The organism is Arthrobacter sp. ISL-95 (assembly GCF_018613695.1).
GTDB lineage: Bacteria > Actinomycetota > Actinomycetes > Actinomycetales > Micrococcaceae > Arthrobacter.
This window is the reverse complement of sequence record NZ_JAGGPR010000002.1, coordinates 190,089-215,889: the sequence shown is the minus strand read 5'-3', so window position 1 is coordinate 215,889 and position 25,801 is coordinate 190,089. Positions and strand designations below refer to the sequence as shown.

Here is a 25,801-nt window from a genome sequence, read left to right as displayed (position 1 = left end):
ATCTCTCACATCCCACGCCCTTGATGATTTGTAGGATGTAGTCATGACAGCACCGCAGCTCTATGTCAGTTTCCCCGGAACGGCCCGTGAGGCGCTCGGCTTCTACACGGAGATTTTCGGCGGGGAGCTTTCCTTACACACCTACGCCGAGTTCAGCCGGACCGACGGCCCTGCGCACGCTATCGCGCACGGGGTTCTCAGCGGAGTTGTGTCCTTGGGTGGATCCGATGCCGCGGATGGCGAAAAATCCGTCTCCATCCAAGGTGCCATGCTGTCGTTACTGGGAACCGCCGAGCCACATATTCTCCACGAATGGTTCGACAAGCTCGCCGACGGAGGCCGGATCGTGGACCCACTCGCGCCAAAACCGTGGGGCGCATCAGACGGCCAAGTAGTGGACCGGCACGGCCTGCACTGGCTCATAGGCTACGAACCAGCGCAGTAACCCGAGGGACGTGAGAGACGGCCGGCCGCAAACCCGAGGGACGTGAGAGACGGCCGGCCCCAAACCCTAGGGATGTGAGAGAGGGTTGGTATTCGGCGGTTAGGGACGTCCCGCACAGGAGCGCATCGCGACGCGTCGGGAACCGGAGGTCGCTCAGCGGCCGTAGGTACCCTTATGCGTCGTGTCTAAGCGACGGCGAGACGGCACTGGCCGCCACCCCGCGACGGCGCCACCCGCCACCCGCAACGGCGGAGCGACGACGAAAGCCACCGACGCCGGACTACTCGCCGAGCGTTTCGGCGGCCTCCAACCATTCCAGTTCCAGGCCCTCTTTTTCCTCGAGCAGCTCCTGCAGCTTGGCGTTGAGCTCCCCCAGGGCGTCGAAGTCGCCGGATTCGGACTTCGCTGCCATTTGTGTGTGGAGCTTTTCTTCCTGCTGGGAGATCTTGCCGAGTTGGCGGTCGATCCTGTTGAGGTCTTTCCGGGCTTCTCGTTTCTCGGCTTCGCTGGCACCCGAAGAAGCAGCAGAGCCTGACGAACCCCCGCTTGCAGAAGTTGGGGCGCCGGAGCCCCCGCCGACGGCACCTGAGGCAAGGGCGGCTTCGCGCAGTTCCAGGTACTGGTCTACGCCGCCGGGCAGCCCACGGAGTTTGCCGTCGCCGAGCAGGGCCATCTGGTTGTCAGTGACGCGTTCCAGGAGGTAGCGGTCGTGGCTGACCACTACGAGGGTTCCGGGCCATCCGTCCAGAACGTCTTCGACGGCGGCAAGGGTGTCGGTATCGAGGTCGTTGGTGGGTTCGTCGAGCATGAGGACGTTGGGCTCCCCTACCAGCAGACGCAGGAGTTGGAGTCGTCGCCGCTCACCACCGGAGAGGTCGCTGACGGGTGTCCATTGCTTTTCCTTGGTGAACCCGAGTTGTTCCACGAGCTGGCCTGCAGTGAATTCTTTTCCGCCCACGCTGAAGGACCGCTTTTCGCGTTCGATCACCTCAATGACGCGCAGATCCGAGACTTCATCGAGCTCTTTCACGTCCTGGGTGAGCACGGCGGTGACTACGGTTTTGCCGCGTTTTACCTTGCCGGAGCTGGGCTGGATTTCACCGTTCAGCAGTTTCAGCAGGGTGGACTTCCCGGCACCGTTGACGCCCACAAGGCCGAGCCTTTCACCCGGTGCGAGGCGAAGCGTGATGTTGTCGAACAACTTCTGCCCGGTTTCGCCGCCCTCAAAGTCCAGCGTTATGTGCTCGAGGTCCAGGACGTCCTTGCCCAGGCGTGCGGTGGCCATTTTGCTCAGCGCAACGGAGTCTCGGGGATCCGGCACGTCGGCAATGAGGTCGTTGGCGGCTTCGATACGGAACTTGGGTTTGGCTGTCCGCGCAGGAGCGCCGCGCCTGAGCCAGGCGAGTTCCTTCTTGACGAGCTGCTGACGTTTACCTTCGACGACGGCGGCCGTGCGGTCGCGCTCGGCGCGCGCCAAAACGTAGGCGGCGTACCCGCCGTCGAACATGTCCACCATGGCGTCGTGGACTTCCCAGGTGTAGTTGCAGACTTCGTCAAGGAACCAGCGATCGTGGGTAACTACCAGGAAGGCGCCTTGGTTGGCACGCCAGCGTGTTTTCAGATGCCGGGCCAGCCAGGCGACACCTTCGACGTCGAGGTGGTTGGTGGGCTCGTCCAGCATGATGACGTCGTGGTCTTCGATGAGGAGCTTGGCCAAAGCAACACGGCGTTTCTGGCCCCCGGAGAGTGCGTGCACGTTGGCGTGCCAGTCGACGTCGCCCACCAGTCCGCCCATGACTTCGCGGATCTTGGCGTTGGCGGCCCATTCGTGGTCTGCGCGGTCGCCGACGATGGCGGCACCCACTGTGAGGTCGCCGTCGAGGACGTCGCCTTGGTCCAGGTAGCCCACGTTGACGTCCCCGCGCTTGGTGACGCGGCCGGAGTCGGGCGTCGAGCGCAGGGCGAGCAGGCGCATGAGTGTCGATTTGCCGTCGCCGTTGCGCCCCACCATACCGATGCGGTCGCCATCCTCCAAGCCGAGGGTGACGCCGTCGAGGACAGTGCGGGTCGCGAACGAAACGGTGAGGTTTTCGCCGCCAAGCAGGTGGGCCAATGGGTACTACTTTCTACTGCTGGAATGCGGAGGTACAGGAGCTTGAGGGGTACTACAGGAGGGTATCGGAGATGATCCGGGCGCCGGGAACGGGTCCGTGGACGGCCAGGGCATTGTGTCCGCGGTGGCTTAGCTCTTCAGCAAGGACCGCGGCAGAGACCAAATCCCGGGCCAGCAGCGCGATGGTGGGGCCGGAGCCTGACACCATGCCGGCGAGGGCACCACGCGCTTCGCCCAGTCCGATCGTGTCGCGGAGTTGCGGCGCCAGTGTGATCGAAGCCCGCTGGAGGTCGTTGATGAGCACCCGGCTCAGGGTCTCGGGGTCGCCATTGCGCAGGGCTTGGAGGATGGTGGGGTCAACGTCAACGGGCTCAGGAATCTCAACACCTTCCGAGTCGCGAAGACCGTCCAGCGTGCGGAATACATCAGGGGTGGACAATCCGTAGTCGGCAAAAACCAACACCCAGTCCATTTGCGCCTTGGCAAGCGCGGGTGAGAGTTTGTCGCCCACGCCAAGCCCGACGGCGGTGCCTCCCAGGAGCGAAAACGGAACGTCGGCGCCCAACTCGGCCGCCAGATGCGCGAGTTCCTCGCGTGAAAGGCCGCTGTTCCAGAGTGCGTCGCAGGCCAGCAGGGTTGCTGCGGCATCTGCAGAACCGCCGCCCATTCCACCGGCTACGGGAACACGTTTGGTGATCTCCAGGTGCACACCCGTTGGTTTTTCGGACATTTCGGCCATGATGGCTGCGGCCTTGTACGCGAGATTTCGCTCGTCCAAGGGGATGTCCACACCGTCCAGGTCCAGTGCGCTGTCCGGGTTGATGCTGACGGTGATTCCTTCAGCTTCCGTGCTTGTTGCGGCCACTTCCTCGTATAAAGAAACGGCCAGGTACACGCTGGCAACCGAGTGGTAACCGTCAGGGCGCAGCGGGCCCACGCTCAGGGAGACGTTGACCTTACCCGGGGCTTTGACCCGTACCGTGCGGGCGTGAAAGCGATCCCCCACATACGGGAGGCTGCTGGGTTTGCGGCTGCCCGGGGTCATGCGTCTGCAGGGTGGCGGGCTTCGGCAATCTTGACGTAGGCGTTGATGTCCAGGACTTCGCCGCGCGCTGTGGGGTCGACACCGGCGGCTACGAGGCACCGCTCAGCTTCTGAGGCGCTCCCCGCCCATCCGGCGAGTGCAGCGCGCAGGGTCTTCCGCCGTTGTGCGAAGGCAGCATCAATGACGGCGAATACCTGTTCACGGGTTGCATGCGTTACCGGGGGATCGTGCCGGGTGAAGGCAACCAGGCCGGAGTGGATTTTCGGGGCAGGCCAGAACACGTTCATCCCAATCACGCCAGCCTTGCGCATGTGTCCGTACCAAGCCGCCTTGACGGACGGGACTCCGTAGATCTTGGAGCCCGGGGTGGCGGCAAGGCGGTCCGCAACCTCATCCTGGACCATGACAAGGCCATGTTGAAGGCTGGGGAAATGCTGCAGCAGGTGAAGCACCACCGGTACGGCCACGTTGTAGGGAAGGTTGGCCACCAACGAGGTGGGAGGCAAAGGCAGTTCGGTGACCTTCATGGCGTCGGAGAGCACCAGGTGGAAGTTCTCTTCCGCCCCTGGCCGCCAGGCTCGCACGGTCTCCGGCAGCTTTTTCGCCAACACGGGGTCGATTTCGACGGCGACCACAGCCTTGGCTGCGTCCAGCAAGCCGAGCGTCAGGGAGCCAAGCCCGGGGCCTACCTCCAGCACGGTCTCACCATCGGCGATGTTTGCGGCAGCCACAATCCTGCGGATCGTGTTGCCGTCGATCACAAAGTTCTGCCCCAGGGTTTTCGTGGGGCGTACACCGATTTCCTCGGCGAGCCGTCGGATATCTGTGGCACCCATCAAAGGCGCGACGGCGGCGGGTTCGGAATTCGGTTCAGTCACCTAGGTATCGTATCGTCTGTGCGGGGTCAGGCCGCGTGGGCGCAGCCCCAGTCGCTGAGGCCGTTCTTTGCGTAGAGGCGGTTGGCGATGTCAATCTGCTGTGCTTTGGTGGCCAGGCTGGCGTTGGGCGCATAGGCTCCACCACCGTTTGCCAGCCACGTGGGGCTGGAGAACTGCAGACCGCCGTAGTACCCGTTACCGGTGTTGATGGACCAGTTTCCGCCCGATTCACACTGCGCAATCCTGTCCCACATGGCTTCGTTCGGGGCACCGGTGGGGCCGCTGGCTGCGGGTGCTGCGGCAGCGGCTGCTGCCTGCTGAGCAGGAGCGGGAGTGGCGACGGGGCGGGCCTTGGTGCCGACGCTGATCTTCTCGGCCACAGGCTGCGTGGCCACATTGCTGGATACCAGGGTGCGGGAGGCTTCACGGCCGTCCACGAGGACCAGCTTGAACGTCTTGACCAAGGATCCTGCCACGCCTTCCTGGACCACTTTCTCTTCGCCCTTGAAGAGCTCTGCGCTATCGCTCTTCACGCTTTCGAAAGGAACTTCTTCAGTGGCTTCGGCAGTCTTGCTGGTGTCCACGCGGGAGACCTTGATCACCATGTCCTGGACGATGGGAGCGTTGCCGGGCTGGGAGATGTGGTCGTTGGCGCCCACAGTTATTCCAGTGTCCTTAAGCACGGTGGCGACGTCGGTCGCCGTCGTGGTGGTGCTGGTGTCCTTGCCGTCAGCTACGACGCTGATGGTCTTGGGAGTGGAAATGGAGACGAACGAGCCGGTCACTTCCAAGGACGCTTCCTTGGGCTGGGAGACTTCGGAGGAGCTTGCTACGCCGAGTTCGCTCACCAGACCCGCAACGTCAGGGGCCGTGGTGTTCACGGTCTTCCGGGCACCGTCCAGCTCGATGGACACGGCCTTGGCCAGGTTGACGTTTACTACGGAACCGTTGTCGATCTTCGCGTCAAGAGCCGGCGAAACGCGGTCCGCGTCCTTCAACTCGACCTTGGCTGCCTTGACCACTTGGTCCACAGTGCCGCCAAAGGTCTGGATGGAGCTCACTTTGCCGTCCACGTTGAGGGTGACGGTCTTGTTGTTGCCCACAAAGGCCACAACACCAACCACCAGTGCTGCGATTACCAGCAGCTGGGTACCTACTTTGAGGAAGCTGAACTTGCCATCCGTTGTGAAGAACTTGATCACGATCGCCCATTACTCTCAGACCATCCGGGCACGGGGAAAAACGCAAAAGTAATGCCGACCGCAAAAACGCAAGGGCCAGGCGATACACCTGGTCCTACTCTTGCTGCCGGCATCTGCGCCGCCAAAAACATTGAACTTATTGCCCCGGTTTGAAGCGGAGCAGTTGTCCGAAGGCCTTCCCCGACCCCGGCTACTTGTTTAACACAGTAACCGATCCGTTATAAACGAACCAAGAAACGTGCATACCGGGTATCCAGGTTGACGGGTCGTCCAAGAAGCAAAACTCCCGCTTAGGCCCAGGATCCGTAGGCACGCAGGGTGTTTTCGGCCAATCGCGAACAAAGTTCGGACAAGTCATCTCCTGTCACGTCCGCCATGGACCGGACCGTGTATGGAACCATGTAGCTCGCATTCGGTCTCCCCCGGTGGGGATGCGGGGTGAGGAACGGCGAATCAGTTTCCACCAGAATTCGGCTGGGCTCGGCGATGGCCAGGGCGGCACGGAGATTCCCGGCGTTCTTGAACGTCATGGTCCCGGCAAACGACATGTACCAGCCGTTTTGGTTACAGATCCGGGCGAGTTCTTCATCTCCGGAGAAGCAGTGGAAAACAACGCGTTCCGGAGCGCCTTCCTCCCGCAGAACCTGAACGACGTCGTCGTGGGCGTCGCGGTCGTGAATCTGCAGCGTCAGGCCAAGCCGATTCGCAATGTCAATGTGGCGTCGGAATGAGTACCGCTGATGTGTCAGTCCTTCACCGTGGGTCCGGAAGAAGTCCAGGCCTGTCTCACCGATGGCCCGGATCCGCGGGTGGCCGGCCAACTCCTCGATCTCGGCGAGCGCCGATTCCAGCTCCCCACGAGCAGCGTATTCAGGGGCGTCGTTGGGGTGAATGGCCACGGCGCCGAGTAGCCGGGCATCAGCTTCCACGGCCTGCACTGTGAATCGGGAGGATTCGAGATCGCATCCGACCTGCACGGCGCCTTGCACGCCCACCGCCTCCGCGGCATCCATCGCATCCTTGACCGTAACCTCGATGAGACCGTGCCTGAAGTCCAAGTGCGTGTGGTTGTCCATGACCGCCACCGGGAGGGGCTCCGGCGCCGGCGGGTACTCGCGGCGGGAATCTTTTTTTTCGGCTGCGTCCGATGGTGCTCTGTAGGGTGCGGGGGCGAGGGAATTGCACATGGTTCCACCTTAATCGGACTGCGGTCCTCCTTGGGCAACGAAGAAGTGGTGCCCCGTAAATTCCCCATGGCACATAAATTCGGGAGCACTATGTCAGCGGCGGCCAATGACTGGGTAGTCTGGAACGGACAAGCGGCCAACACCAACAGTGCAAAGCGAAGATTGCTGTTGCCGAGGCCACGGCTGAAGGGCGATCCATGGAGTCCAAGCGACAAGTCACCGTTGAACCTTCGCCTGTCCAGGGTGAGGCTTTCAGTCCCTTGCCACGGGATGGGGCGGGACTCAACGGGCATCGGCCGCACGTCATGGACGCTGAGCGGTTCCACGATGCCAGCGAGCGCATCCTGGGTTCCATCAATAAGGTGATCGATGGGAAAGCAGACGCTGCAAAGCTCGCCCTGACGGTCCTTCTCGCCCAGGGGCACCTTCTCTTGGAGGACGTCCCGGGTGTGGGCAAGACCTTGTTGGCTAAGACGCTGGCGCGGAGTGTGGACTGCACGGTGTCCCGAATCCAGTTCACCCCTGACCTGCTGCCCTCCGATGTCACGGGTGTGTCCATCTACAACCAGTCTTCCCGGCAATTCGAGTTCCGGCCCGGCGCCGTATTCGCGAACATCGTCATTGGCGACGAAATCAACCGTGCTTCAGCCAAAACCCAGTCCGCGCTCCTTGAATGCATGGAGGAGCACCAGGTGACCGTGGACGGTCATTCGTACCAGCTGGGTTTGCCCTTTATGGTGGTGGCCACGCAGAATCCCATCGAAATGGAAGGCACATATCCCCTGCCTGAAGCCCAGCGTGACCGTTTCATGGCGCGCATCTCCATGGGCTACCCGGACAAGGATGCCGAGATCGAGATGTTGGAGACCCATCAGGCGTCCTCGCCCTTGGTAAAAGTGACTCCCGTGGTTACTGCCGCCGATGTTGCTGCCATGATCGCCACCGTTCAGCAGGTGTACGTCTCCACGGCCATCAAGGAGTACACGGTGGCCATTGGACGGGCCACCCGGGACAGCGCCCGCCTTCGCCTGGGTGCGAGCCCGCGGTCACTGTTGCAATTGTTGCGTGCGGCCAAGGCCACGGCAGCATTGGATGGCCGCGATTTTGTCCTCCCGGATGACGTGGTGGATGTGGCGGAGTCCGTGCTGGCTCACCGGATCATCCTGGACCGCAAGGCGGCAAGCTCGGGCGATACACCGCAAAGCATTCTCCGGGGCATCTTCGCTTCCCTGCCCGTCGCCCAGGAACCGCCCGGCGCATGGCGCAGGGACAGGCACGGCGTTTAGGAGACATGCCCCAATGGCGCTCATGGATCGGCTTCCCAAGCACTTATTTACCAACCGCGGCTGGGGGCTCTTGGCAGCCGGGGCCCTTTCTCTGGGGTGCGCCTACGTCATGGGCAGGCGTGATCTCCTGTCCCTTGCCGTTTTCTTGATTCTCCTGCCTCTGGTGGCGCTTGCCGGTGTCCGGGTGCTCAAACCCAAGTTCCAGGTGTACCGGGAGTTCAATCCCTCCACGGTAGAGACCTCAAGCACCACAACTGTTCGGCTGGCCGTGGCCCGTTCTTCCTACGGCACGGGGCAGGTCATTATGGAGGAACAGCTGCCTCCCCGCTTCGGGGAGCCTCCCGCTTTCCGCTTTCCGGCCAGATCAGCTTCGGGAGGCACCAGCCGCTATGAATATCACCTTCGCTCGGGCAAACGGGGACAGTTCCGGATTGGTCCGGTCACGGCGGAGTTCAGTGACCCGTTCGGCTTATCGTTGCGACGGCATGCAATTGACGACGGCGACATCCTCACCGTGACCCCTGCCGCCGTCGAACTTCCCGTAACGGGCCTGGCCGGGGCGCGCGGTAACGACGGCGTGACCGCGACCCGCATCCGGGCCAATCCCAGCGACGATGACATCATGACCCGCGAGTACAGGCACGGTGACCCCATGCGGCGTGTTCATTGGGCCGCCACCGCCCGTCACGGGCAACTCATGGTTCGTCAGGAGGAATCGGTGACAACACCGGAAGCCACCCTGATCCTGGACCAGAGGTTCACAGCCTTTGCCGCTGGAAACGGGTCCGCCTTCGGAAGCCGCGACGAAGATTCGGATCTGGTGACCAGTACCAACTTTGAGTGGACTGTTACAGCCGCGATGTCCATCTCCGCGCACTTGGCGGAACGGAACTATTCGTTGCGCCTCCTTGACTCGTTCGGCGGCCCGGCGTTCCACCGTTCACGGTCGGCCGCGGACCCGGATGCGGAGGAGTTCTCGGGTGTGGGCGGTCTTCAGGCGATCGCCGAGGCCCTGGCAGCCGTGGAACTGAGCGGCCCCAGGCACATCAGGGCGGAACACCACCGGGCCGAGAGCGCCGAACACAAAGAGGGCTCCCCCGGCCCGGCAGGCGCAGAGACAACAGATTCTCCTTTCAACGACCGCCTGATGAACAAACTTTCAGCGCATCGCCTGCGCGGTCCCCTGCTTGCCTTGGTAGGCAACCTGACACTGGCAGAAGCACGGGCACTTGCTCCCGCCGCCGGGTACGGCGCCAATGCTTTCGCCTTGGTGATGACCGATGCTTCACGGAATAACGAGGAAGTACTGGAAATTCTGCGCCTGGCAGGTTGGAGGGCAGCCGCTGTCACGTCAAAGACCCAGTTGACGGCAGCCTGGTCAGCCTTCGATGAGGGCGCTATCGTGGCGGCCGCCGACGCAGCCATGGATGTCCGTCGTGGAGCGGCGGTGCCCCGATGACTGCAACATCCCACCGCGACTCCCCCAACGCGCCGGCCCAACCGGACGGTGCTGCCGGCACTCCGTCACTTGGTGGGCCGCCACGGGCTCAGTTCTGGGGAGCCGGACCCTATCCATGGGCCATGGCGGGATCAATGGCCGTGGCAGTTCTTGGCGCAGCGCTATCCCTGAACGGCGTCCTCAGGGGTTGGGCCTGGTTCTTGCCGCTCATCACCACAGTGGTGGTCGTTGCGCTGACTCTTGCTGTGCTCCGGGCGCTCCGTGCCCAGCCGCTGTTCGCCACGTTGGCCTCTTTTGCCTCGTTGGCCGGCGTCCTCAGCTTCATCTTCTGCCGTCAGGAAAGCCTGGCGGGGTTCATCCCCACCACAGGAACCTTCACCGCCGTCGGACGCCTGATCAAGCGGGCCGCGGAGACAGTGGTGTCGGAAAGCGCGCCTGTTGCACCCAACGCAGGGATCGTCTTTGTCATGTGCGCCTGCCTGGGCCTCTTGGTGATATTGATTGATGCTCTTGCAGTTCCACTGTCCATGCCGGCCGCCAGCGGCATTGGACTCCTTGCTGTGATGGTGGTCCCTGCCACCATCAAGCCCCAGAGCGTGGGAGGCGCCGGATTCGTTGGTGCAGCAGTGGGGTACCTGCTGATCCTCGGATGCAGCCACTGGTTTGCCCCTGACGCCAGACTTCAGTCCGGCTCGGGACGTGGAGCAGGCCAGTTCAGGCGTTCAGTGGTTACGGGTGGCTTGGCGCTGGCTTTGACCTTGACCATCCCCGTAGTGATTCCCGGTTTTGAGACCGGCACCTTTCCGCAGGGCTCACGACTCAGTCCATGGGGAACCTCCAATGGGCTCAACCCCATGATCACCTTGGGCAACAGCCTCCGCAGTCCCACCGGTTCAGGGCGCATCACTTATGCCACCAGCGCCAGCGCTCCCCTGTACCTAAGGTCTGTCACTATCGATAACTTCGACGGCGAAACCTGGGCCCCTGATGATCGTGCCGCCGGGCGCAGGGCAGGTGCGGACAGGATCGAGACCGGGTACGCGGTGCAGGGCGAGGTGGTCAACGCCGTGACTTCGATCAATGCGGGCCTGTTTACCAGCCCCTACCTTCCTGCTCCTTTTGCTCCGGCATCCGTGAACGGCCTCAACGGACGGTGGACCTGGGATCCAGCCACCTTAAGCATCATGAGCACGGAGACCACCACGCGTGCGCAACGGTACGTGGTTTTCTCCGCCGCCCCCAAGATCACAGCACAGTCCCTCTCCCAAGCCACTGCCGTTCCGCAGGGCATTTCAGAGGACTTTCTGAGGATCCCAGGGAACCTTCCGGACATCGTGCGGCAAACGGCCAATACCGTCACGGCATCCGCGGGCAGCAACTACGCCAAGGCGCTGGCCATCCAGAAGTATCTGCGTTCGGGCGAGTTCACCTATTCCCTTCAGGCTCCCGTTCAGAATGGCTATGACGGCAATGGCCTCTCAGTCCTGGCCGACTTCCTCGCAGTGAAGAGCGGCTATTGCGTTCACTTCTCCTCCGCCATGGCCGTGATGGCACGGGCTGAAGGCATCCCCAGCAGGATTGGGGTGGGCTACGCGCCAGGCCGCCTCACCGGCGAGTCGGTGTCCCTGGTGGGTCAGGGATCTTTCCCCGAGTACGAGGTTGACGCCCGGGATGCGCACGCCTGGCCTGAGTTGTACTTCGAGGGTCTGGGATGGGTCCCCTTTGAGCCCACCCCGTCGCGTGGTGTGGTTCCCGAGTACGCCACAGAGAGTTCGGTCCCCGGGAATCTGAACAACAACGCGGATGAGAAAGAGGTCCTTACAACCCCCGCCCCCGCCCCGACTCCTGCTGTCCCGCTACCCGGCCTGGATACGCCCGCTGCGGGTTCCGCCGCCGTCAACCCGTGGCCGGCGATCGGCGCTGCCGCAGCCGGAGTGTTGGTGCTTGTTGGATTCCTGTGGTCGCCCAGGCTGAGCAGGACGGTTCTCCGGCGACGCCGGCTCAACCAAAACCCTCCGGATGATGCCGACCTCCCAGGCGCTAAGGATCCTGCCCCCGAACTGGCGTGGGCAGAGTTGCAGGATCTTGCTACCGACTACGGCGTGCCGTCATCCCCCAGCGAGACGCCGCGGCATTTCTCCGCACGGCTGCGCTCCAGTTCCGCTCTTGGTGTCACGGGAGGACTCGACGACGCCGCACATGAGGCAGTCGCGTCCCTCACCTCGGACTTCGAACGGCAGCGCTACGGCCGCACGGCGACGTCGGCCCCGGCTGCTGCCACACGCATCGCTGTCATCCGCGACTCGTTGCGCAACAATGCCCGCTGGCTGGTGCGCTTCCGCGCTGACTGGCTGCCGCCGTCGATGATGCGCCGCTGGGTCCACGCACTCGGCGCGCCGTTCCGGGCGGTTGGCAGGTTCGGCAAGGCAACGGGGAGGGCCATCGCTTTGTCCTGGCGAAGGCTCCGGGGCCTGCTCCCCCAGCGCCGCTAGCTGCAGGACCGCTGATCCAGGTACAGACAGCAAAGGGCCCGACGCCGGAACTTGTGGTTCCGGGGCCGGGCCCCTGCCTGTGTCAGCCGTTCTTGTTGCGAGAGCGGCGGACCGGATCCTGTACGACCTAGTCGGCGTACGGGTCCGCGATACCTACGTACTGGGTGTACAGGTACTCTTCGATGCCTTCGGAGCCGCCTTCGCGGCCCAGGCCGGACTGCTTGACGCCGCCGAACGGTGCGGCGGCATTGGAGATCACACCGGCGTTGAGGCCGAGCATGCCGGTCTCGATCCTTTCGCTGATGCGAAGACCACGGTTCAGGTCCTTGGTGAAGACGTAGGCAACCAGGCCGTATTCGGTGTTGTTGGCCAGGCGGACGGCGTCATCTTCGGTGGAGAAGGTGATGATCGGCGCCACCGGTCCGAAGATCTCTTCCTGCAGGATGCGGGCATCTGCTGCGACGTTCTTCAGTACGGTGGGCTGGTAGAAGTAGCCGGGACCCTCGACGACGGCACCACCGGTGACGGCTGTGGCACCTCCTGCTACGGCTTCGGACACCAAGGCGTGAACGCCATCGCGGGCCTTGCCGTCGATCAGCGGGCCCACCTTGGATTCAGGCTCGGTACCGCGGGCGGTGGTCAGCGCACCGATCTTGGCGGCGAACTTCTCAGCGAAGGAATCGGCCACGGACTCGTGAACAATGAAACGGTTCGCTGCGGTGCAGGCCTCGCCCATGTTGCGCATCTTGGCCGCGATGGCACCTTCAACAGCCTTGTCCAGGTCAGCGTCTTCGAAGACCACGAACGGAGCATTTCCGCCCAGTTCCATGGAGGTGCGCAGGACCTTGTCCGCGGCTTCACGGATCAGGGCCTGGCCCACCGGGGTGGAGCCGGTGAAGGAGATCTTGCGGAGACGGTCATCCTTGATCAGCGGGCCCGTGACGGCGCCGGCGGTGGAGGTCTGGATGACGTTCAGGACACCGGCGGGCAGGCCGGCTTCCTGCATGACCTGTGCGAACAGCAGGCTGGTCAGCGGAGTCAGGTTGGCGGGCTTGAGCACCATGGTGCAACCAGCGGCCACCGCGGGAGCTACCTTGCGGGTGGCCATGGCCAGCGGGAAGTTCCACGGGGTGATCAGCAGGCAGGGACCAACCGGCTTCTTCTGCACCAGGAGGCGGTTCTTGCCATCAGGTGCTGTGGAGTAGCGGCCGGACACGCGGACGGCTTCCTCGGAGAACCAGCGCAGGAACTCAGCTCCGTAAGTGACCTCGCCACGGGCTTCGGCCAAGGGCTTGCCCATTTCCAAGGTCATCAGCAACGCGAAGTCCTCGGCACGCTCGGTGACCAGTTCAAAGGCACGGCGCAGGATTTCGCCGCGTTCGCGCGGTGCGGTGCGGGCCCAGTCAGCTTGGGCGGCAGCAGCGGCGTCGAGGGCGGCAGCGCCGTCTTCAGCACCGGCGTCGGAGATGCTGAGCAGGACCTTGCCCGTTGCCGGGTCCTCAACATCAAAGGTCTTTCCGGAACCAGCCGGACGCCACTGACCGTTGATCAGCAGGCCGGTAGGGACGGAAGCCAGCAGTTCGCTTTCGCGTTCAACCGTGACAGTCATGGCGACTCCTTCGTCTTGGGTGCTTTGGAGAATTGCACCACTGGGGTTCGTTGCCGGAAGTGGCTTGAATTACTGCCACGGTACTGCCCCGCGAGAAGCAGTGTCTACGCCTTCACGCACTGCAGCATGGCCGCCGATTTGTGCAGGTGCACAGCGGGCATCAGCGTGCTGCGAGAACCGCCGAGTAGAGCTCCCGCTTGCTGACGCGGGCATCCTCGGCCACCGCAGCCACGGCCTCCTTCAAGCGGATGCCCTGGGAAATGAGCGCATTAACCGCTGCGACGTGATCCTCCGGCTTGCCGGGTTCCTGTTCAGGCGCACCACCCACTACCACCGCGATTTCGCCGCGGACCTCGTTGTTCTCCGCCCACTCCAGCAGATCACGCAAGGTGCCGCGGATGACTTCTTCGTAGGTTTTGGTCAGTTCACGGCAGACCGCCACGCGGCGATCGGCCCCGAAGCGCTCGTGCAATGCCCGCAACATGACCTCCAGCCTGTGCGGGGCCTCAAAGAAGACCATGGTGCGGCGTTCGTCGGCCAGGTCTGCCAGACGTGAGTTCCGCTCCCCCGACTTTCGCGGCAGGAATCCTTCAAAGCAGAAGCGGTCGGTGGGCAAACCGGATAGTGCCAGCGCCGTCAGCACCGCGGAGGGGCCGGGAACCGCTGTGACGGTCAGACCGGCAGCAACCGCGCCCTCCACCAGCCGGAATCCGGGGTCCGAGACTGCCGGCATTCCGGCGTCGCTAACCATCAGGATGGTCTTGCCGGCGCGGACGTGGTCCAGCAGTTCACCGGTCTTGGCTACCTCGTTGTGCTCGTGGTAGCTGATGACGCGTCCGGTTACTTCAACGCCAAGGGCAGTCACCAACCGGTGCAAACGCCGGGTGTCCTCCGCGGCCACGATGTCGGAGGTGCCAAGGAGTTCGACCAGACGCGCGGAAGCGTCGCCGACGTTGCCGATCGGTGTTGCCGCAAGCACAATTCTGCCGACTCCGGGAGTTGCCCCTGGAACAGAAGCTGCCTCTTCCAGGTAGTCGTCGAAAGGAGCCTCGTCGGGGGTGCTGCGTTGTTCGTCCACCTGCCAAGCCTAATACCGCGCGGGGTTCAGGGATGCAGCAAGGATGGAAAGGTAGCATGGGCGGGGTGAACCAGTCGCCCGTTCCTGCCACCGCTTCCGGATCCCCGGCTGCGTCCCCAGCGAGCCCGGGACTTGGAGACACAACGGCGGAGGAGAGCAACGGGCAGTCTGATACACCCAAGCACGCAGGTACGTCACGGTCCCGATGGACGGCGCGCTCGTCCGGAGCCACGAATTCGGATGCAGCCCCTGGCCGTCCCGGCGGGCCTCAGCCAGGTCGTTACCTGTCCAGCCGCGGGTTGTCTGGCCGAGCCCTGGAGGGGCACCGTTGGATCGCACGGCCGTCCGAGGCCTACGCTGCCCAGGCGTTGAAAGAACGTCTGATCGGCGGAGTCCAAAGCTGGCGGGATTACCCGGCGTCCCTGCGCCTCTGGTTCTGGCTGATTCCCATCCTCACGGCAATCCTGGGCGGCATTCTCCGCTTCTTCCGGCTGGATGCACCGCACAGCCTGGTCTTTGATGAAACGTATTACGTCAAGGACGCCTACTCCTATGTGGTGAGCGGCTACGAACGCAGTTGGCCGGCCAATGCCAATGATTCCTTCATCGCCGGCAACCCGAATGTCCTCCTCAACACTCCTGAGTACGTTGTCCACCCACCAGTAGGCAAGTGGATGATTGCCTTCGGAATGTGGCTGTTCGGTGGAGACAACCCCTTCGGCTGGCGGTTCAGCGCGGCTTTGGCAGGCACGTTGACGGTCTTCCTCGTGTCACTCATTGCCCTGAAGCTGTTCCGCTCGCACACCCTCGGCGCCGTTGCCGGGCTATTGCTGGCCATCGACGGCCATCACCTGGTGCTCTCCCGTACCTCCCTGCTGGACGTCTTCCTGGCCCTGTGGATCCTGGCGGCTTTCGGCGCCTTGCTGATGGACCGCGACGACGGCCGCCGTCGTCTGGCCTCCCGGCTCGCCGCGCAAGCGGCTGCTTCGCCGGGAGGCCGCCCCACACCCACCCAACTTGTCACGGGTCCTTGGCTTGGCATGCGGTGGTGGCGGCTGGCTGCGGGGCTTTGCCTCGGCCTTGCCGTGGGGACAAAATGGTCGGCACTGTTCTTCGTAGCGGCCTTCGGCATCATGACCGTGCTGTGGGACCTGAACGCCCGGCGCATTGCAGGCATCCGGAGCTGGTTCAGCGCCGGCATCATCAAGGACGGCCTGCCCGCATTCGTGACCATCATTCCGATCGCTGCCCTCACTTACGTGGCCACGTGGACGGGCTGGTTCCTTTCGAAGGACGCCTATTACCGGCAATGGGCTGCCACCAACCCGGCCCCGGGCTGGGATTGGCTTCCCAACTCCGTGCGCTCCTTGGCGCACTACCACCTTGAAGCCTACAAATTCCATCAGGGCCTCAGCTCCGACCATCCGTATGAGTCCAGCCCCTGGACGTGGCTGATCATGGGCCGTCCCACCTCGTTCTTCTATCAGACACCCAAACAGGGCACGCCCGGCTGCGTTGTTGAGACGTGCTCTTCCGCCATCCTTCCAGTAGGGAATCCGGTGGTTTGGTGGGGCGGGACCATCGCCTTGGTCATCCTGTTGTTCTGGTGGGCCGGCCGCCGCGACTGGCGTGCCGGTGCCATCCTGGCCGGGGTGGCTGCCGGCTACCTTCCGTGGTTCATGTACCCGGAACGCACCATGTTCATTTTCTACGCCGTATCCTTCGAACCCTTCTTGGTTCTGGGCCTGACGTACGTGCTGGGTTTGGTCCTGGGACGCAGCAGAGACCCCGTCTGGCGGCGACGATCCGGCCTCTACATAGTGGCCCTGGTCCTGGTGCTGGCCGTGCTCGCAACGGCGTTCTTCTATCCGGTACTCACGGCGGAAGTCATCAGCTACCAGGAGTGGCGGATGAGAATGTGGATGCCATCGTGGATCTAGGAGGAGTCAAACAGTGAGGGAAGCAAGCACGGAACTTCTGGTCGAGGCGGACCCGAACACCAACGTGACGGACCTCCTCTTGGAACGCTGCCACAAGGATCCGTTCGGTAACCTGTTTGCGCATAAGACGGCCAACGGTTGGTTGAACGTCTCTGCGGCAAGGTTCCTTGCCGATGTCACAGCCCTGGCCAAGGGATTGATCGCAGGTGGGCTCAACCCCGGCGATCCTGTGGCTGTGCTGTCCCGCTCAAGTTTTGAATGGACGCTGGTGGACTTTGCCATCTGGATGGCCGGCGGGGTCACCGTCCCTATTTATGAGACGTCGTCCGCAGGCCAGATCGAATGGATCCTCGCAGATTCCGGAGCCCGGCGGATCTTCGTGGAGGACATCGGCAAAGCAAACCTCGTTCATGCACTGGTGGAACATTCTCCCGTTTTGGGCGAGGACCCCGTGACCATCATCAGGATGGAGCACGACGGCGACGCACCCAACCTGACCAGCGTCGCCGCCGTCGGGATCGGCATCATGGACAGCGAACTGGAGCGCCAGCGCAGTGCAGCGAATTTGGCCAGCGTCGCCTCAATCGTCTACACCTCCGGGACAACGGGCAAGCCCAAGGGGTGCGAAATCACCCACGGAAACTTCGTCCTCGTGGCGCGAAACGTCATCCCGTTTCTCCCCGAGCTCCTCATGCAGCAAGGCGCGCGGACGCTGATGTTCCTGCCCTTGGCACACGTCCTCGCCCGAGCAGTCCAGGTTGTCTGCCTGACTGCCGGCATTACTCTGGGGCACAGTGCCGGCGCCAGTGGACTGATGGCAGACCTGGGATCCTTCAAACCCACTTTCCTGCTGGCTGTGCCGCGCATTTTCGAGAAGGTCTACGCCGGCGCCAGCCACAAAGCGGCCATGAGCGGAAAGTCCGCGCTCTTCAGTGCAGCTTCGGCTACCGCGGTGCAGTATTCGACGGCGGTGGACCTCGCCGCCCGTGGCCAGGGGCCCGGTCCGGGCTGGCTTCTGGGCCTGAAGCATTCCACGTTCAACAAACTGCTCTACCCCAAGGTAAGGGAGCTGTTCGGCGGCGACGTAGGCTACACAGTTTCCGGCGCCAGTCCCCTCAGCCTCCGGGACAACCACTTCTTCCACGGCGCGGGCGTTCCGGTTCTTGAGGGCTACGGGTTGACGGAAACCACCGCTCCCTGCACCGTCAACACGCCCAACATGTCCCGCATCGGCACGGTGGGGGTTCCCCTGCCGGGGACTACCATCAGGGTGGCGCAGGACGGCGAGGTGCTGGTCAAGGGCATTGGCGTCTTCAAGGGCTACCACAACAATGACGAGGCCACCCAAACTGCCTTCGTTGACGGCTTCTTCCGTACCGGCGATCTCGGCGAGCTCGACTCCGACGGCTTCCTCACCATTACCGGCCGCAAGAAGGACCTTCTGGTGACGGCCGGAGGAAAGAACGTGGCGCCGGCTCCCTTGGAGGAGAAACTACGCGAACACCCGCTGGTAGGGCAGGCAGTGGTTGTGGGCGATGGCCGGCCGTTCGTGGCGGCATTGATCGGCTTTGACCCTGAAGGGCTTACAGACTGGTGCGCTGAGAACAAGGTGGGTGCAATGACCCTTGAGGAAGCCGCTGGCGATGACCGTGTGAAGGTGGCCGTTCAGTCTGCAGTCGATGAGGCCAACAAGCGCGTCTCAGCTGCTGAGTCGATCAAGAAGTTCGCTTTTATCACCGCAGACCTCAGTGTCGAGTCCGGGCACCTGACGCCGTCGCTCAAACTGAAGCGGGCTGCGGTTCTCAATGACTTCTCTGCGGCAGTGGAGAAGCTGTACGTGAAGTAGCGGCTCCACTTGGCAGGCCGCCTTCACCCCATGGAGCCGCACACCTCTAGCGAGTGGCGTCTGTAGTTTCCTTGGGAAGGCTGGCAGCCTCAGGCTCCTCGTCCTGGGTCTCGGCGTTCCCGTTGTCGCCCTCCTGCTTGTCCGAAAGACCACGACGCCGCTTGGTGGGCCACGTGAAGATGAACGTCACCGTCGCCGCAAGGAACACCAGGGCGCCGATGACGATGCCTGCATCGATCCAGAACTGACCCGGGAAGAGCCGTATGAGGGTGTCTTCCAGCGAGAAGGTCCACGTTCCGTTGGCAAAGAAGATCCGGTGGAACTCCGTGAAGAACTGCTGCCAGCTCAGGGCGGCCAGAACGGCAAGACCAATGATGATGACCAAGGTGACGATTGAACCGGCAAAGAGACCTCGCCGGATCCCGCCGGTGCTTCGCTTGCGCAGATACAGGATGGCAATGATGCTGAGGATGATGAGCAAGAGCCCTGCCCCGAAGGAGGACAGGATGACCAGCTTCACGTCGGCCATATGCGCAACTTCGCTGTCCGTGAAGAGCTTCTCCCCGTCCTGGTTGACCAAGCCACCCAGATAGCGGGGGCCGGCCCAGTTACTGAGGTAGTCCACAGCATAAGAGCCGTACGTCATGCGGTCGTCAGTGCTGAAGCCATAGCCGTCGCCGGGGAAACCCGGACGGTTGTACTCCACCCACAGGAACAGCGGACTGGTGACGGCCCGGACGGCCAGGACCAAGAGAATGACGGGGTAGAAAATGGCAAGTAGCACCTGGAAAATCCGAGGTCCGATCGGCTTCACCTTTGCGGCTTGCTCGCGTTCGGCATTTCGTCGCGCCACTTCGTCCTCCGGTGGACGAATCTGAAGGGCCGACGTCGGCAAAGGCTCCGAATAGTGCGACGGCGCTTTTGTGGTGGAGTCCTCCGCACGGGTGTCCCCGAACAACGGAGTCTCAGTACCGGCGTCCGCAGCCTCAGCAGCTTTGCGGTCCGCCCGGCTCCCGGGCTGGCCGCTTGCCGGCGTCGCAGTTGAGGAGGCAGCTGAAGTTTTTGCGGCCGCGGGTGTGGCTCCGGTGTTGGCTGCAGGAGTGGCCTCGGTAGAGCCACCGGACGTTTTCGGCTTCATCCAGTCGAAGGCCGGTTCGTTGGGGTCCTCGTGGACGGCCGTGTCCGGTTCTTGTGGTTTTGGGCTCTTGTCGCTCACAGCGGGTTCACTTCCGTAGGCATCCACCGGCGATTGCTTGCTGCCGGCTCTCTTGTCTGCATTCGAGCCTACCGCCCGGCATTACAGAGACACGCGGTGCCACCCCGGCTGCGACCAGATTGAAACGTAACTGTAAGCTCTAGGCCGCGATGCTGCGGTATCCGGCGTCGTTGGCATCCATGTCTCCCGTGACACCGGCGCGGACAGCTCTCCCGCCAAGGGCCAGGGTGTAAACCCAGTAGCCGGCCAAAACCATCGCGCCAATAGTGATCTTGGCCCAGACCGGGAGCGGGCTTGGCGTGACAAAGCCTTCCACGATGCCCGAGACGAGCAGGACAAGCACCAACCCCATGGCAACGGTGATCAACGAACGGCCCTCATCAGCCACAGCCTGCAACCTCGTCCTCGGGCCGGGCCGCACCATGGCCCAGAAGATCTTGAGTCCTGCCGCGCAGGCGATGAAGACGGCAGTGAGTTCCATGAGCCCGTGAGGGAGGATGTAGCTGAAGAAGATGTCCATCTTCCCCGTTGCAAGGAAGAGGCCCGCAGCGATTCCCAGCCCCTGCGCATTCATGAACAGAATGAAAGGCACCCAAAACCCGGTGACGCCGAAGGCCACGGCTTGGGCGGAAATCCAGGCGTTGTTTGTCCATACTGCTCCGGCGAAGGAAGCCGCAGGATTCTCCGAGTAGTAGTCAATGAAGTCTTCCTCCACGTACTGCTGCACCCTGGCGTCACTGGAAGCAACAGCCCTCAACGCCTCCGGTGAGGTGCCGATCCATAGAGCATAGGCACCCGCCACCAAGGCAAAAGCGAGCCCGCACCACAGGGTCAACCACCGGATCCGGTAAAACGCCGCGGGGAGGGAGATGACGAAAAACCGTGCCAAATCCTCCATGAAATTCGAGCGTGCCCCCGTGAAACGCGTCCGGGCCTGGGCCAGCGCTGCGGACAGGGAGGCCGACAATCCCGTCTCCGGTGCCACGGAACGGATCAGGGAAAGGTGCCCGGACACCGTCTGGTAGAGGCGCAGAAGTTCGTCCGCCTCGACACCCGTAAGCCTGCGCTTATGCGCCAGGAAATGAAGCCGCGACCATTTGTCCTCATGTACGGCCGAGAAGGCATCAATGTCCACGCCACCACCCTAGCGCCTGTATCCACCGTGCGGTCAGCCCCGCCGCCGCTAGACTCGTTGGTGCGGGCACTCAAAGCGCCCACAGTATTGGTAAAACTTGGGGGCGGGCATGAGTTCAATCATCACAGGCGAGGCAGTAGTCCTCGAGCTTCGCCCCGCGTCCTTCGCCGCGCGGGCATTGGGCCTCATTCTGGATGTCATCTCCCAGGTGGTCCTCGCAATACTTCTGATCATCCTCGTCGCCACGGCCTCCCGGGATCTTGACAACGCCGCCATTCAAGCAATGATCCTCAGCAGCGTCGTATTCTCCGTGGTCATCGTCCCCGTCACCGTTGAGACCCTGACCCGCGGGCGCTCGTTGGGAAAGCTCGCAACAGGACTACGCATAGTCCGCGACGACGGCGGGTCCATCCGCTTCCGGCACGCCCTCATCCGCGGACTCCTCGGGTTCCTGGAGATCTACATGACCTTCGGCGGCCTGGCAATCGGTGTGGCACTCTTCAACGACAAATCAAAGCGCCTCGGCGACATCGTTGCGGGTACCTACTCCCTCCGCCAACGCGTACCCTCCAAGCCCCGAATCATGCCCGTAGCCCCGTATCACCTGCAATCATGGGTGGCCATGGCGGACATCGGCAGGGTACCGGATGCCACCGCCCGGCGGGCCGGGACCTTCGTGCAGCAGGCATACCTCATGGCACCGGCCTCGCGCGTGAACATGGCGGCCTCGCTCGCATCTGAACTCGCAAGGTACGTGGCCCCGCCCCCGCCGGCCGGCACCATCCCCGAAGACTACATAGGCGCAGTCCTCGGGGAACGGCGCAACCGCGAACTCATCAGACTCCGCCAAGCAGAACAGCGGAACGCAACCATAGGTGAGCGACTCAGGAAGCTGCCGTTCACTGACAGTTAGTGCCCCGCTACCGGCTGACGCCGGTCGGCCGCCGTCCTCTGCCTGCTCGCTCGTACCTCGCTTAGACGCAGGCTGCCGGACGCCGGCCGCCCGGCGTTGTCAGATCTGGGCTAGTCACCAGTGATCCGGTTTGGCGAGTCTTGGGGGTAGGAGGGTGGAGGGGTCGCCTTCGGCGGCGTTGATCTGCGGCTGGGTCAGGTACAGGGCCCTGGCGAGATCGGCTCCGTGAAGCTGTGCTCCGCGTAGGTCGGCTCCCAGGAGGTCAACGGCGGTGAGGTCGCTGCCTCTAAGGTTCGCTCCGATCAGGTAAGCGCCGCGGAGGTCTGATCCGCAAAGTCGCTGGTTCGCAAGGTTGGCGCCCATGAGGTCGGCACCCGCCTGGAGGCCGCCGTCGAGGGTTTGCCGGCCTTCGGCGCGATAGGACGCGCGGGCTTCTTCGCTGACCTCCATCAGTAGCGCCCTGGCCTCTCCGTGGAGTGTTCCGACGTCGGCGGCAAGGACCGTGGTGGCGTCTCCTTGGGCGGCGGCTGCTATGCCCTCGGACAGGTGGTCCGCTGCAGCTGCGAGCTCGGGATCGAAGGTCCGTTGCCTGGCTTCGGCCAGGTACCAGAGCATCTCGTGGAGTTGCCTGACTACTTTGAATACGGCGAACATCGAGGACTTGGACGAAGGGTCCTCTACCCAGCTGGTTCCGGAGAAGGTGTGTTGGGACACCACCTGGCCGGCGCCGAAACAATCAAAAACCGTGCAACCGCGGAAGCCACGGGGCCGCAAGCGTTGGTGAATGGTGCAGGAAAAGTCGTCCGCCATGTTCGGGCACGGCGAAGCGGCAGGTTTGTCGATCGCGAAGTCAGCGGATCGGGCGAATCCGAGCGCGGTACAGCAAAGGGCAAAGCAGTTGCCGCAGTCCGGGCTGAGGTTCAGTGAAATGGTCATGCATGCTCCAGGTGAAGAGAAAGGGTCCGGTGGAAAGAGCCGGGGAACCCATGGGCGGGTTCCCCTAAGGGACACCCGTGATCACCTTGGAGGGCAGCACAAAGAGCAGGGCCGACGTGTTGTCAGCGCTGGAGAAATGGGTCAAAGCGCGCAGGAAAGAATCACTGCAACGATCTTAACAGCAGGACTAGCGCTGAGCGTAGCTCGCCCAGGGAATGTTCCAGTCTCCGAAGCCCTCCAGTGGTTCCACTGCCGGTGCTCCGGTGTTGAGGATCTGGACTACGTCGCCGGTCTTCATGTTGTTGAAGAACCATTCAGCATCCGCAGGCAGCAGGCCCACGCAGCCGTGCGAGACGTTCACCCGGCCGATGGCCCCCCATGCCGACTCGAGTGCTTGGTGAACGTAAACGCCGGACCACGTCAGGCGGTTTGCATAATCCACCACCATTGGTGCGTAGTAGCCCTTGTCCCCGGGCTTCAGGCCGATGCTGCCGGCGTTGAAGTTGGACTTGCGCTCCTGCTCCAAAATCACGGCATATCCCGTGGGCGAGAGCCAATCCTCGCCGCCCAGCGATACAGGTGCAGTGTGGACCAGCTGCCCATCGGAGTACACGTTCATGGTCTTGGTGGTGTCATCTACCACTGCCACCCGCTGGGGGCCGGTGGTGAAAGTCGAAACTATGTCGGCATTACCGATCATCTTGTTACCGAAGTCGACGCCCAAAAGCTTCATGTCCACGGTGACGGTGGTGCCGGAAACCCAGAAGGCCTCCGGGCGGATCCTGACCTTCTTGTCCGAATACCAGTGCCAAGCCACAGGCTGGCCGGAGGAAACAGTGATGGCAACCCGCTTCTCCATTGCCACTTTGTCTACAACGGGCTCGCTGAAATTGATTTCTATGGGCTGTCCGGAGCCTGCAGTGGTGCCGTGACGGGGGTAGATGGACGCATCTGCCTCGTAAGCCGCGGAAACCGTGGTGAAGGTCTGAGTCTTTTTGGTTTCCTTGCCCGCCGTGTCCACCACGGTAAAGGCAAAGCTGTACTGGGTTTTGAACTTCAGGACTTCAAGTGTGGTCCACGTGCTGCCGTCAGGGCTGGTCTGGCCCTGAACGGGCGCCCCGCCGCCCACCGGCGTCAGCATGACATCCTTCAGCTTGCCGTTGACCGCTTTGATCTGGGGGCCCACAACAGGATTCCACTCCACAGCGCCATCCAGCGGGGTGATGCCCAACTCCACGGGTTTGGCCTCGACGGTGGGAGCAGTCGACGGCGCGACGGCCTCTCCTTGAGGAGAGCCTGCCAGCAGTCCAGGCACCGTGACCACACCAATTCCGCCCACTACAATAGCTGCGCAGACTCCGATGATGGCAAGGATCTTGCCTTTTTTCCGTTTGGCGACTTCCGTCATGGTTCCCGTCATCCTGTCCCCCGCAAGCATTACTGAACACCCAATTCTAGCCGAAAGGCCGGCCACGCTGGTCGCGTGCCCGGCCCTTCCCCATCGATTTGGGTATCGCCGATGTCGGCGAACGGTGAAACCTAGTAGCGGTAGTGCTCAGGCTTGTACGGGCCTGCAACGTCCAAATCGAGGTAGTCAGCCTGGTCCTTGCTAAGTTCGGTCAGCTCCACGCCCAAAGCATCCAGGTGAAGGCGCGCAACCTTTTCATCCAGGATCTTGGGGAGGACATAGACCTGGTTCCGGTACTCGCGCTCTCCGGCGGGCTGGTCTTTCTTGGTCCAGAGTTCAATCTGCGCAATGGTCTGGTTGGCGAAGGAGTTGCTCATCACAAACGACGGGTGGCCCGTGGCGTTACCCAGGTTCAGCAACCGGCCCTCGGACAGCACAATGATGGACCGCTCCGAATCCGTGCCGGCCTCGAACACCCACTCGTGGACCTGCGGCTTGATCTCAACCTTCTTGACGCCCGGGATCTTTGCAAGCCCGGCGATGTCGATCTCGTTGTCGAAGTGACCGATGTTTCCAACGATTGCCTTGTTCTTCATGCCCAGCATGTGCTCGGCCATGATGACGTCCTTGTTGCCCGTGGTGGTGATAAAGATGTCACCCTTGGCCAGAACCGTCTCCAGCTTGGCCACCTGGTAGCCGTCCATAGCGGCTTGGAGGGCACAGATGGGGTCGATCTCGGTGACAATGACCCGTGAGCCCTGGCCACGCAGCGCCTCAGCTGCACCCTTGCCGACGTCGCCATAACCGCACACAACCGCAACCTTGCCGCCCATGAGAACGTCCGTAGCCCTGTTGATGCCGTCCGGCAGGGAATGGCGGATACCGTACTTGTTGTCGAACTTACTCTTGGTTACGGAGTCGTTGACGTTGATGGCCGGGAACAGCAGCTTGCCCTGCTCCGCGAGTTGGTAAAGGCGGTGCACACCGGTGGTGGTTTCCTCGGTGACGCCCTCAATACGGGCTGCCAGGCGGGTCCACTTCTGCGGATCAGCGGCAAGTGTCCTTCGCAGAAGATCCAGGACGAGGACGTATTCCTCCGGATCATCTTCAGTGGCAGTGGGCACGGCCCCTGCGGCTTCGAAGTCGACGCCCTTGTGCAGCAGCAGCGTGGCGTCGCCACCGTCGTCGAGAATCATGTTGGGACCCAACTCCGGGTTCGCGTCAGCGCCGGGCCAGGTGAGGATCTGCTCCGCAGTCCACCAGTACTCCTCCAGGGTTTCGCCCTTCCAAGCGAAAACCGGGACACCCTGCGGGTTCTCGGGGGTGCCGTTGCCGACCACGACGGCGGCAGCGGCTTCATCCTGGGTGGAGAAAATGTTGCAGGAGGCCCAGCGAACTTCGGCACCCAAAGCAGTGAGGGTTTCAATGAGCACAGCAGTTTGAACCGTCATGTGCAGGGACCCGGCGATCCTTGCACCCTTGAGGGGCTGCGAGGCGCCGAATTCCGCCCGGAGCGACATGAGGCCGGGCATTTCGTGCTCGGCGAGGCGAATCTGGTGGCGGCCGGCCTCCGCGAGGGTTATGTCAGCCACTTTGAAGTCGAAAGTCATGAA

General features: G+C 62.9%; 19 protein-coding genes. 7 read left to right on the top strand and 12 right to left on the bottom strand.

Going from position 1 to position 25,801, the window contains the following annotated elements; translation table 11 throughout:
• Positions 1-43 precede the first annotated feature (43 nt).
• Positions 44-445, top strand: coding sequence for a VOC family protein (locus J7I86_RS02095; RefSeq protein WP_214815123.1), 402 nt, complete (start codon positions 44-46; stop codon positions 443-445).
• A 280-nt stretch (positions 446-725) separates the two neighbouring features.
• On the opposite strand, the gene J7I86_RS02090 is transcribed toward J7I86_RS02095, so the two are convergent.
• The 5 genes from J7I86_RS02090 to J7I86_RS02070 all read right to left on the bottom strand — a co-directional run bounded on the left by J7I86_RS02090 (position 726) and on the right by J7I86_RS02070 (position 6,870).
• On the bottom strand, positions 726-2,558 hold the full coding sequence (locus tag J7I86_RS02090; protein WP_214815122.1) for an ABC-F family ATP-binding cassette domain-containing protein: 1,833 nt from the start codon (positions 2,556-2,558) through the stop codon (positions 726-728).
• A gap of 52 nt (positions 2,559-2,610) precedes the next feature.
• Positions 2,611-3,603, bottom strand: a complete 993-nt coding sequence (locus J7I86_RS02085) for a 4-(cytidine 5'-diphospho)-2-C-methyl-D-erythritol kinase (protein WP_214815121.1) — start codon at positions 3,601-3,603, stop codon at positions 2,611-2,613.
• A complete protein-coding gene (gene rsmA, locus J7I86_RS02080; RefSeq protein WP_214815120.1) occupies positions 3,600-4,481 on the bottom strand; it encodes a 16S rRNA (adenine(1518)-N(6)/adenine(1519)-N(6))-dimethyltransferase RsmA in 882 nt (293 codons plus the stop codon). The genes J7I86_RS02085 and rsmA overlap by 4 nt, the downstream gene beginning before the upstream one ends.
• Positions 4,482-4,507: 26 nt before the next feature.
• Positions 4,508-5,683: a resuscitation-promoting factor gene (locus J7I86_RS02075; RefSeq protein ID WP_214815119.1), complete on the bottom strand. Its 1,176-nt coding sequence runs from the start codon at positions 5,681-5,683 to the stop codon at positions 4,508-4,510.
• Positions 5,684-5,973: 290 nt separating this feature from the next.
• Positions 5,974-6,870: a TatD family hydrolase gene (locus J7I86_RS02070; protein WP_214815118.1), complete on the bottom strand. Its 897-nt coding sequence runs from the start codon at positions 6,868-6,870 to the stop codon at positions 5,974-5,976.
• A 197-nt stretch (positions 6,871-7,067) separates the two neighbouring features.
• On the opposite strand from J7I86_RS02070, the gene J7I86_RS02065 reads away from it, so the two are divergent.
• Genes J7I86_RS02065 through J7I86_RS02055 form a run of 3 tightly spaced genes read left to right on the top strand, consistent with a single transcriptional unit; the run spans position 7,068 to position 12,107 of the window.
• Complete coding sequence (locus J7I86_RS02065; RefSeq protein ID WP_214815117.1) at positions 7,068-8,156, top strand: MoxR family ATPase; 1,089 nt, start codon at positions 7,068-7,070, stop codon at positions 8,154-8,156.
• A gap of 13 nt (positions 8,157-8,169) precedes the next feature.
• Positions 8,170-9,615 carry a DUF58 domain-containing protein gene (locus J7I86_RS02060; protein WP_214815116.1) on the top strand — a complete coding sequence of 482 codons (1,446 nt, stop codon included), beginning with the start codon at positions 8,170-8,172 and terminating at the stop codon, positions 9,613-9,615.
• Complete coding sequence (locus tag J7I86_RS02055) at positions 9,612-12,107, top strand: DUF3488 and transglutaminase-like domain-containing protein (RefSeq protein ID WP_214815115.1); 2,496 nt, start codon at positions 9,612-9,614, stop codon at positions 12,105-12,107. Before J7I86_RS02060 ends, J7I86_RS02055 begins: the two co-directional genes overlap by 4 nt.
• 127 nt (positions 12,108-12,234) lie before the next feature.
• On the opposite strand, the gene J7I86_RS02050 is transcribed toward J7I86_RS02055, so the two are convergent.
• Positions 12,235-13,716, bottom strand: coding sequence for an NAD-dependent succinate-semialdehyde dehydrogenase (locus J7I86_RS02050; RefSeq protein WP_214815114.1), 1,482 nt, complete (start codon positions 13,714-13,716; stop codon positions 12,235-12,237).
• Between the two features lie 160 nt (positions 13,717-13,876).
• Positions 13,877-14,746, bottom strand: a complete 870-nt coding sequence (gene rsmI, locus J7I86_RS02045) for a 16S rRNA (cytidine(1402)-2'-O)-methyltransferase (protein ID WP_214815171.1) — start codon at positions 14,744-14,746, stop codon at positions 13,877-13,879.
• Positions 14,747-14,859: 113 nt separating this feature from the next.
• Between rsmI and J7I86_RS02040 the strand changes: the two genes are divergently transcribed.
• Positions 14,860-16,734, top strand: a complete 1,875-nt coding sequence (locus tag J7I86_RS02040) for a phospholipid carrier-dependent glycosyltransferase (protein ID WP_214815113.1) — start codon at positions 14,860-14,862, stop codon at positions 16,732-16,734.
• Between the two features lie 13 nt (positions 16,735-16,747).
• On the top strand, positions 16,748-18,580 hold the full coding sequence (locus tag J7I86_RS02035; protein ID WP_214815112.1) for a long-chain fatty acid--CoA ligase: 1,833 nt from the start codon (positions 16,748-16,750) through the stop codon (positions 18,578-18,580).
• 46 nt (positions 18,581-18,626) lie between these two features.
• On the opposite strand, the gene J7I86_RS02030 is transcribed toward J7I86_RS02035, so the two are convergent.
• Both J7I86_RS02030 and J7I86_RS02025 read right to left on the bottom strand, forming a co-directional pair.
• Complete coding sequence (locus tag J7I86_RS02030; protein ID WP_309476642.1) at positions 18,627-19,796, bottom strand: TIGR01906 family membrane protein; 1,170 nt, start codon at positions 19,794-19,796, stop codon at positions 18,627-18,629.
• 139 nt (positions 19,797-19,935) lie between these two features.
• Positions 19,936-20,931: a stage II sporulation protein M gene (locus J7I86_RS02025; protein ID WP_214815111.1), complete on the bottom strand. Its 996-nt coding sequence runs from the start codon at positions 20,929-20,931 to the stop codon at positions 19,936-19,938.
• Positions 20,932-21,040: 109 nt separating this feature from the next.
• On the opposite strand from J7I86_RS02025, the gene J7I86_RS02020 reads away from it, so the two are divergent.
• A complete protein-coding gene (locus J7I86_RS02020) occupies positions 21,041-21,844 on the top strand; it encodes an RDD family protein (RefSeq protein WP_214815110.1) in 804 nt (267 codons plus the stop codon).
• Between the two features lie 114 nt (positions 21,845-21,958).
• On the opposite strand, the gene J7I86_RS02015 is transcribed toward J7I86_RS02020, so the two are convergent.
• From J7I86_RS02015 to ahcY, 3 genes are all read right to left on the bottom strand, one after another.
• Complete coding sequence (locus tag J7I86_RS02015) at positions 21,959-22,780, bottom strand: pentapeptide repeat-containing protein (protein ID WP_214815109.1); 822 nt, start codon at positions 22,778-22,780, stop codon at positions 21,959-21,961.
• Positions 22,781-22,967: 187 nt separating this feature from the next.
• Positions 22,968-24,188 (bottom strand): Ig-like domain-containing protein, encoded by a 1,221-nt coding sequence (locus J7I86_RS02010; RefSeq protein WP_286179181.1) that lies wholly within the window; start codon positions 24,186-24,188, stop codon positions 22,968-22,970.
• Between the two features lie 131 nt (positions 24,189-24,319).
• Positions 24,320-25,798 carry an adenosylhomocysteinase gene (ahcY, locus tag J7I86_RS02005; RefSeq protein WP_214815107.1) on the bottom strand — a complete coding sequence of 493 codons (1,479 nt, stop codon included), beginning with the start codon at positions 25,796-25,798 and terminating at the stop codon, positions 24,320-24,322.
• Between the last annotated feature and the right edge of the window lie 3 nt (positions 25,799-25,801).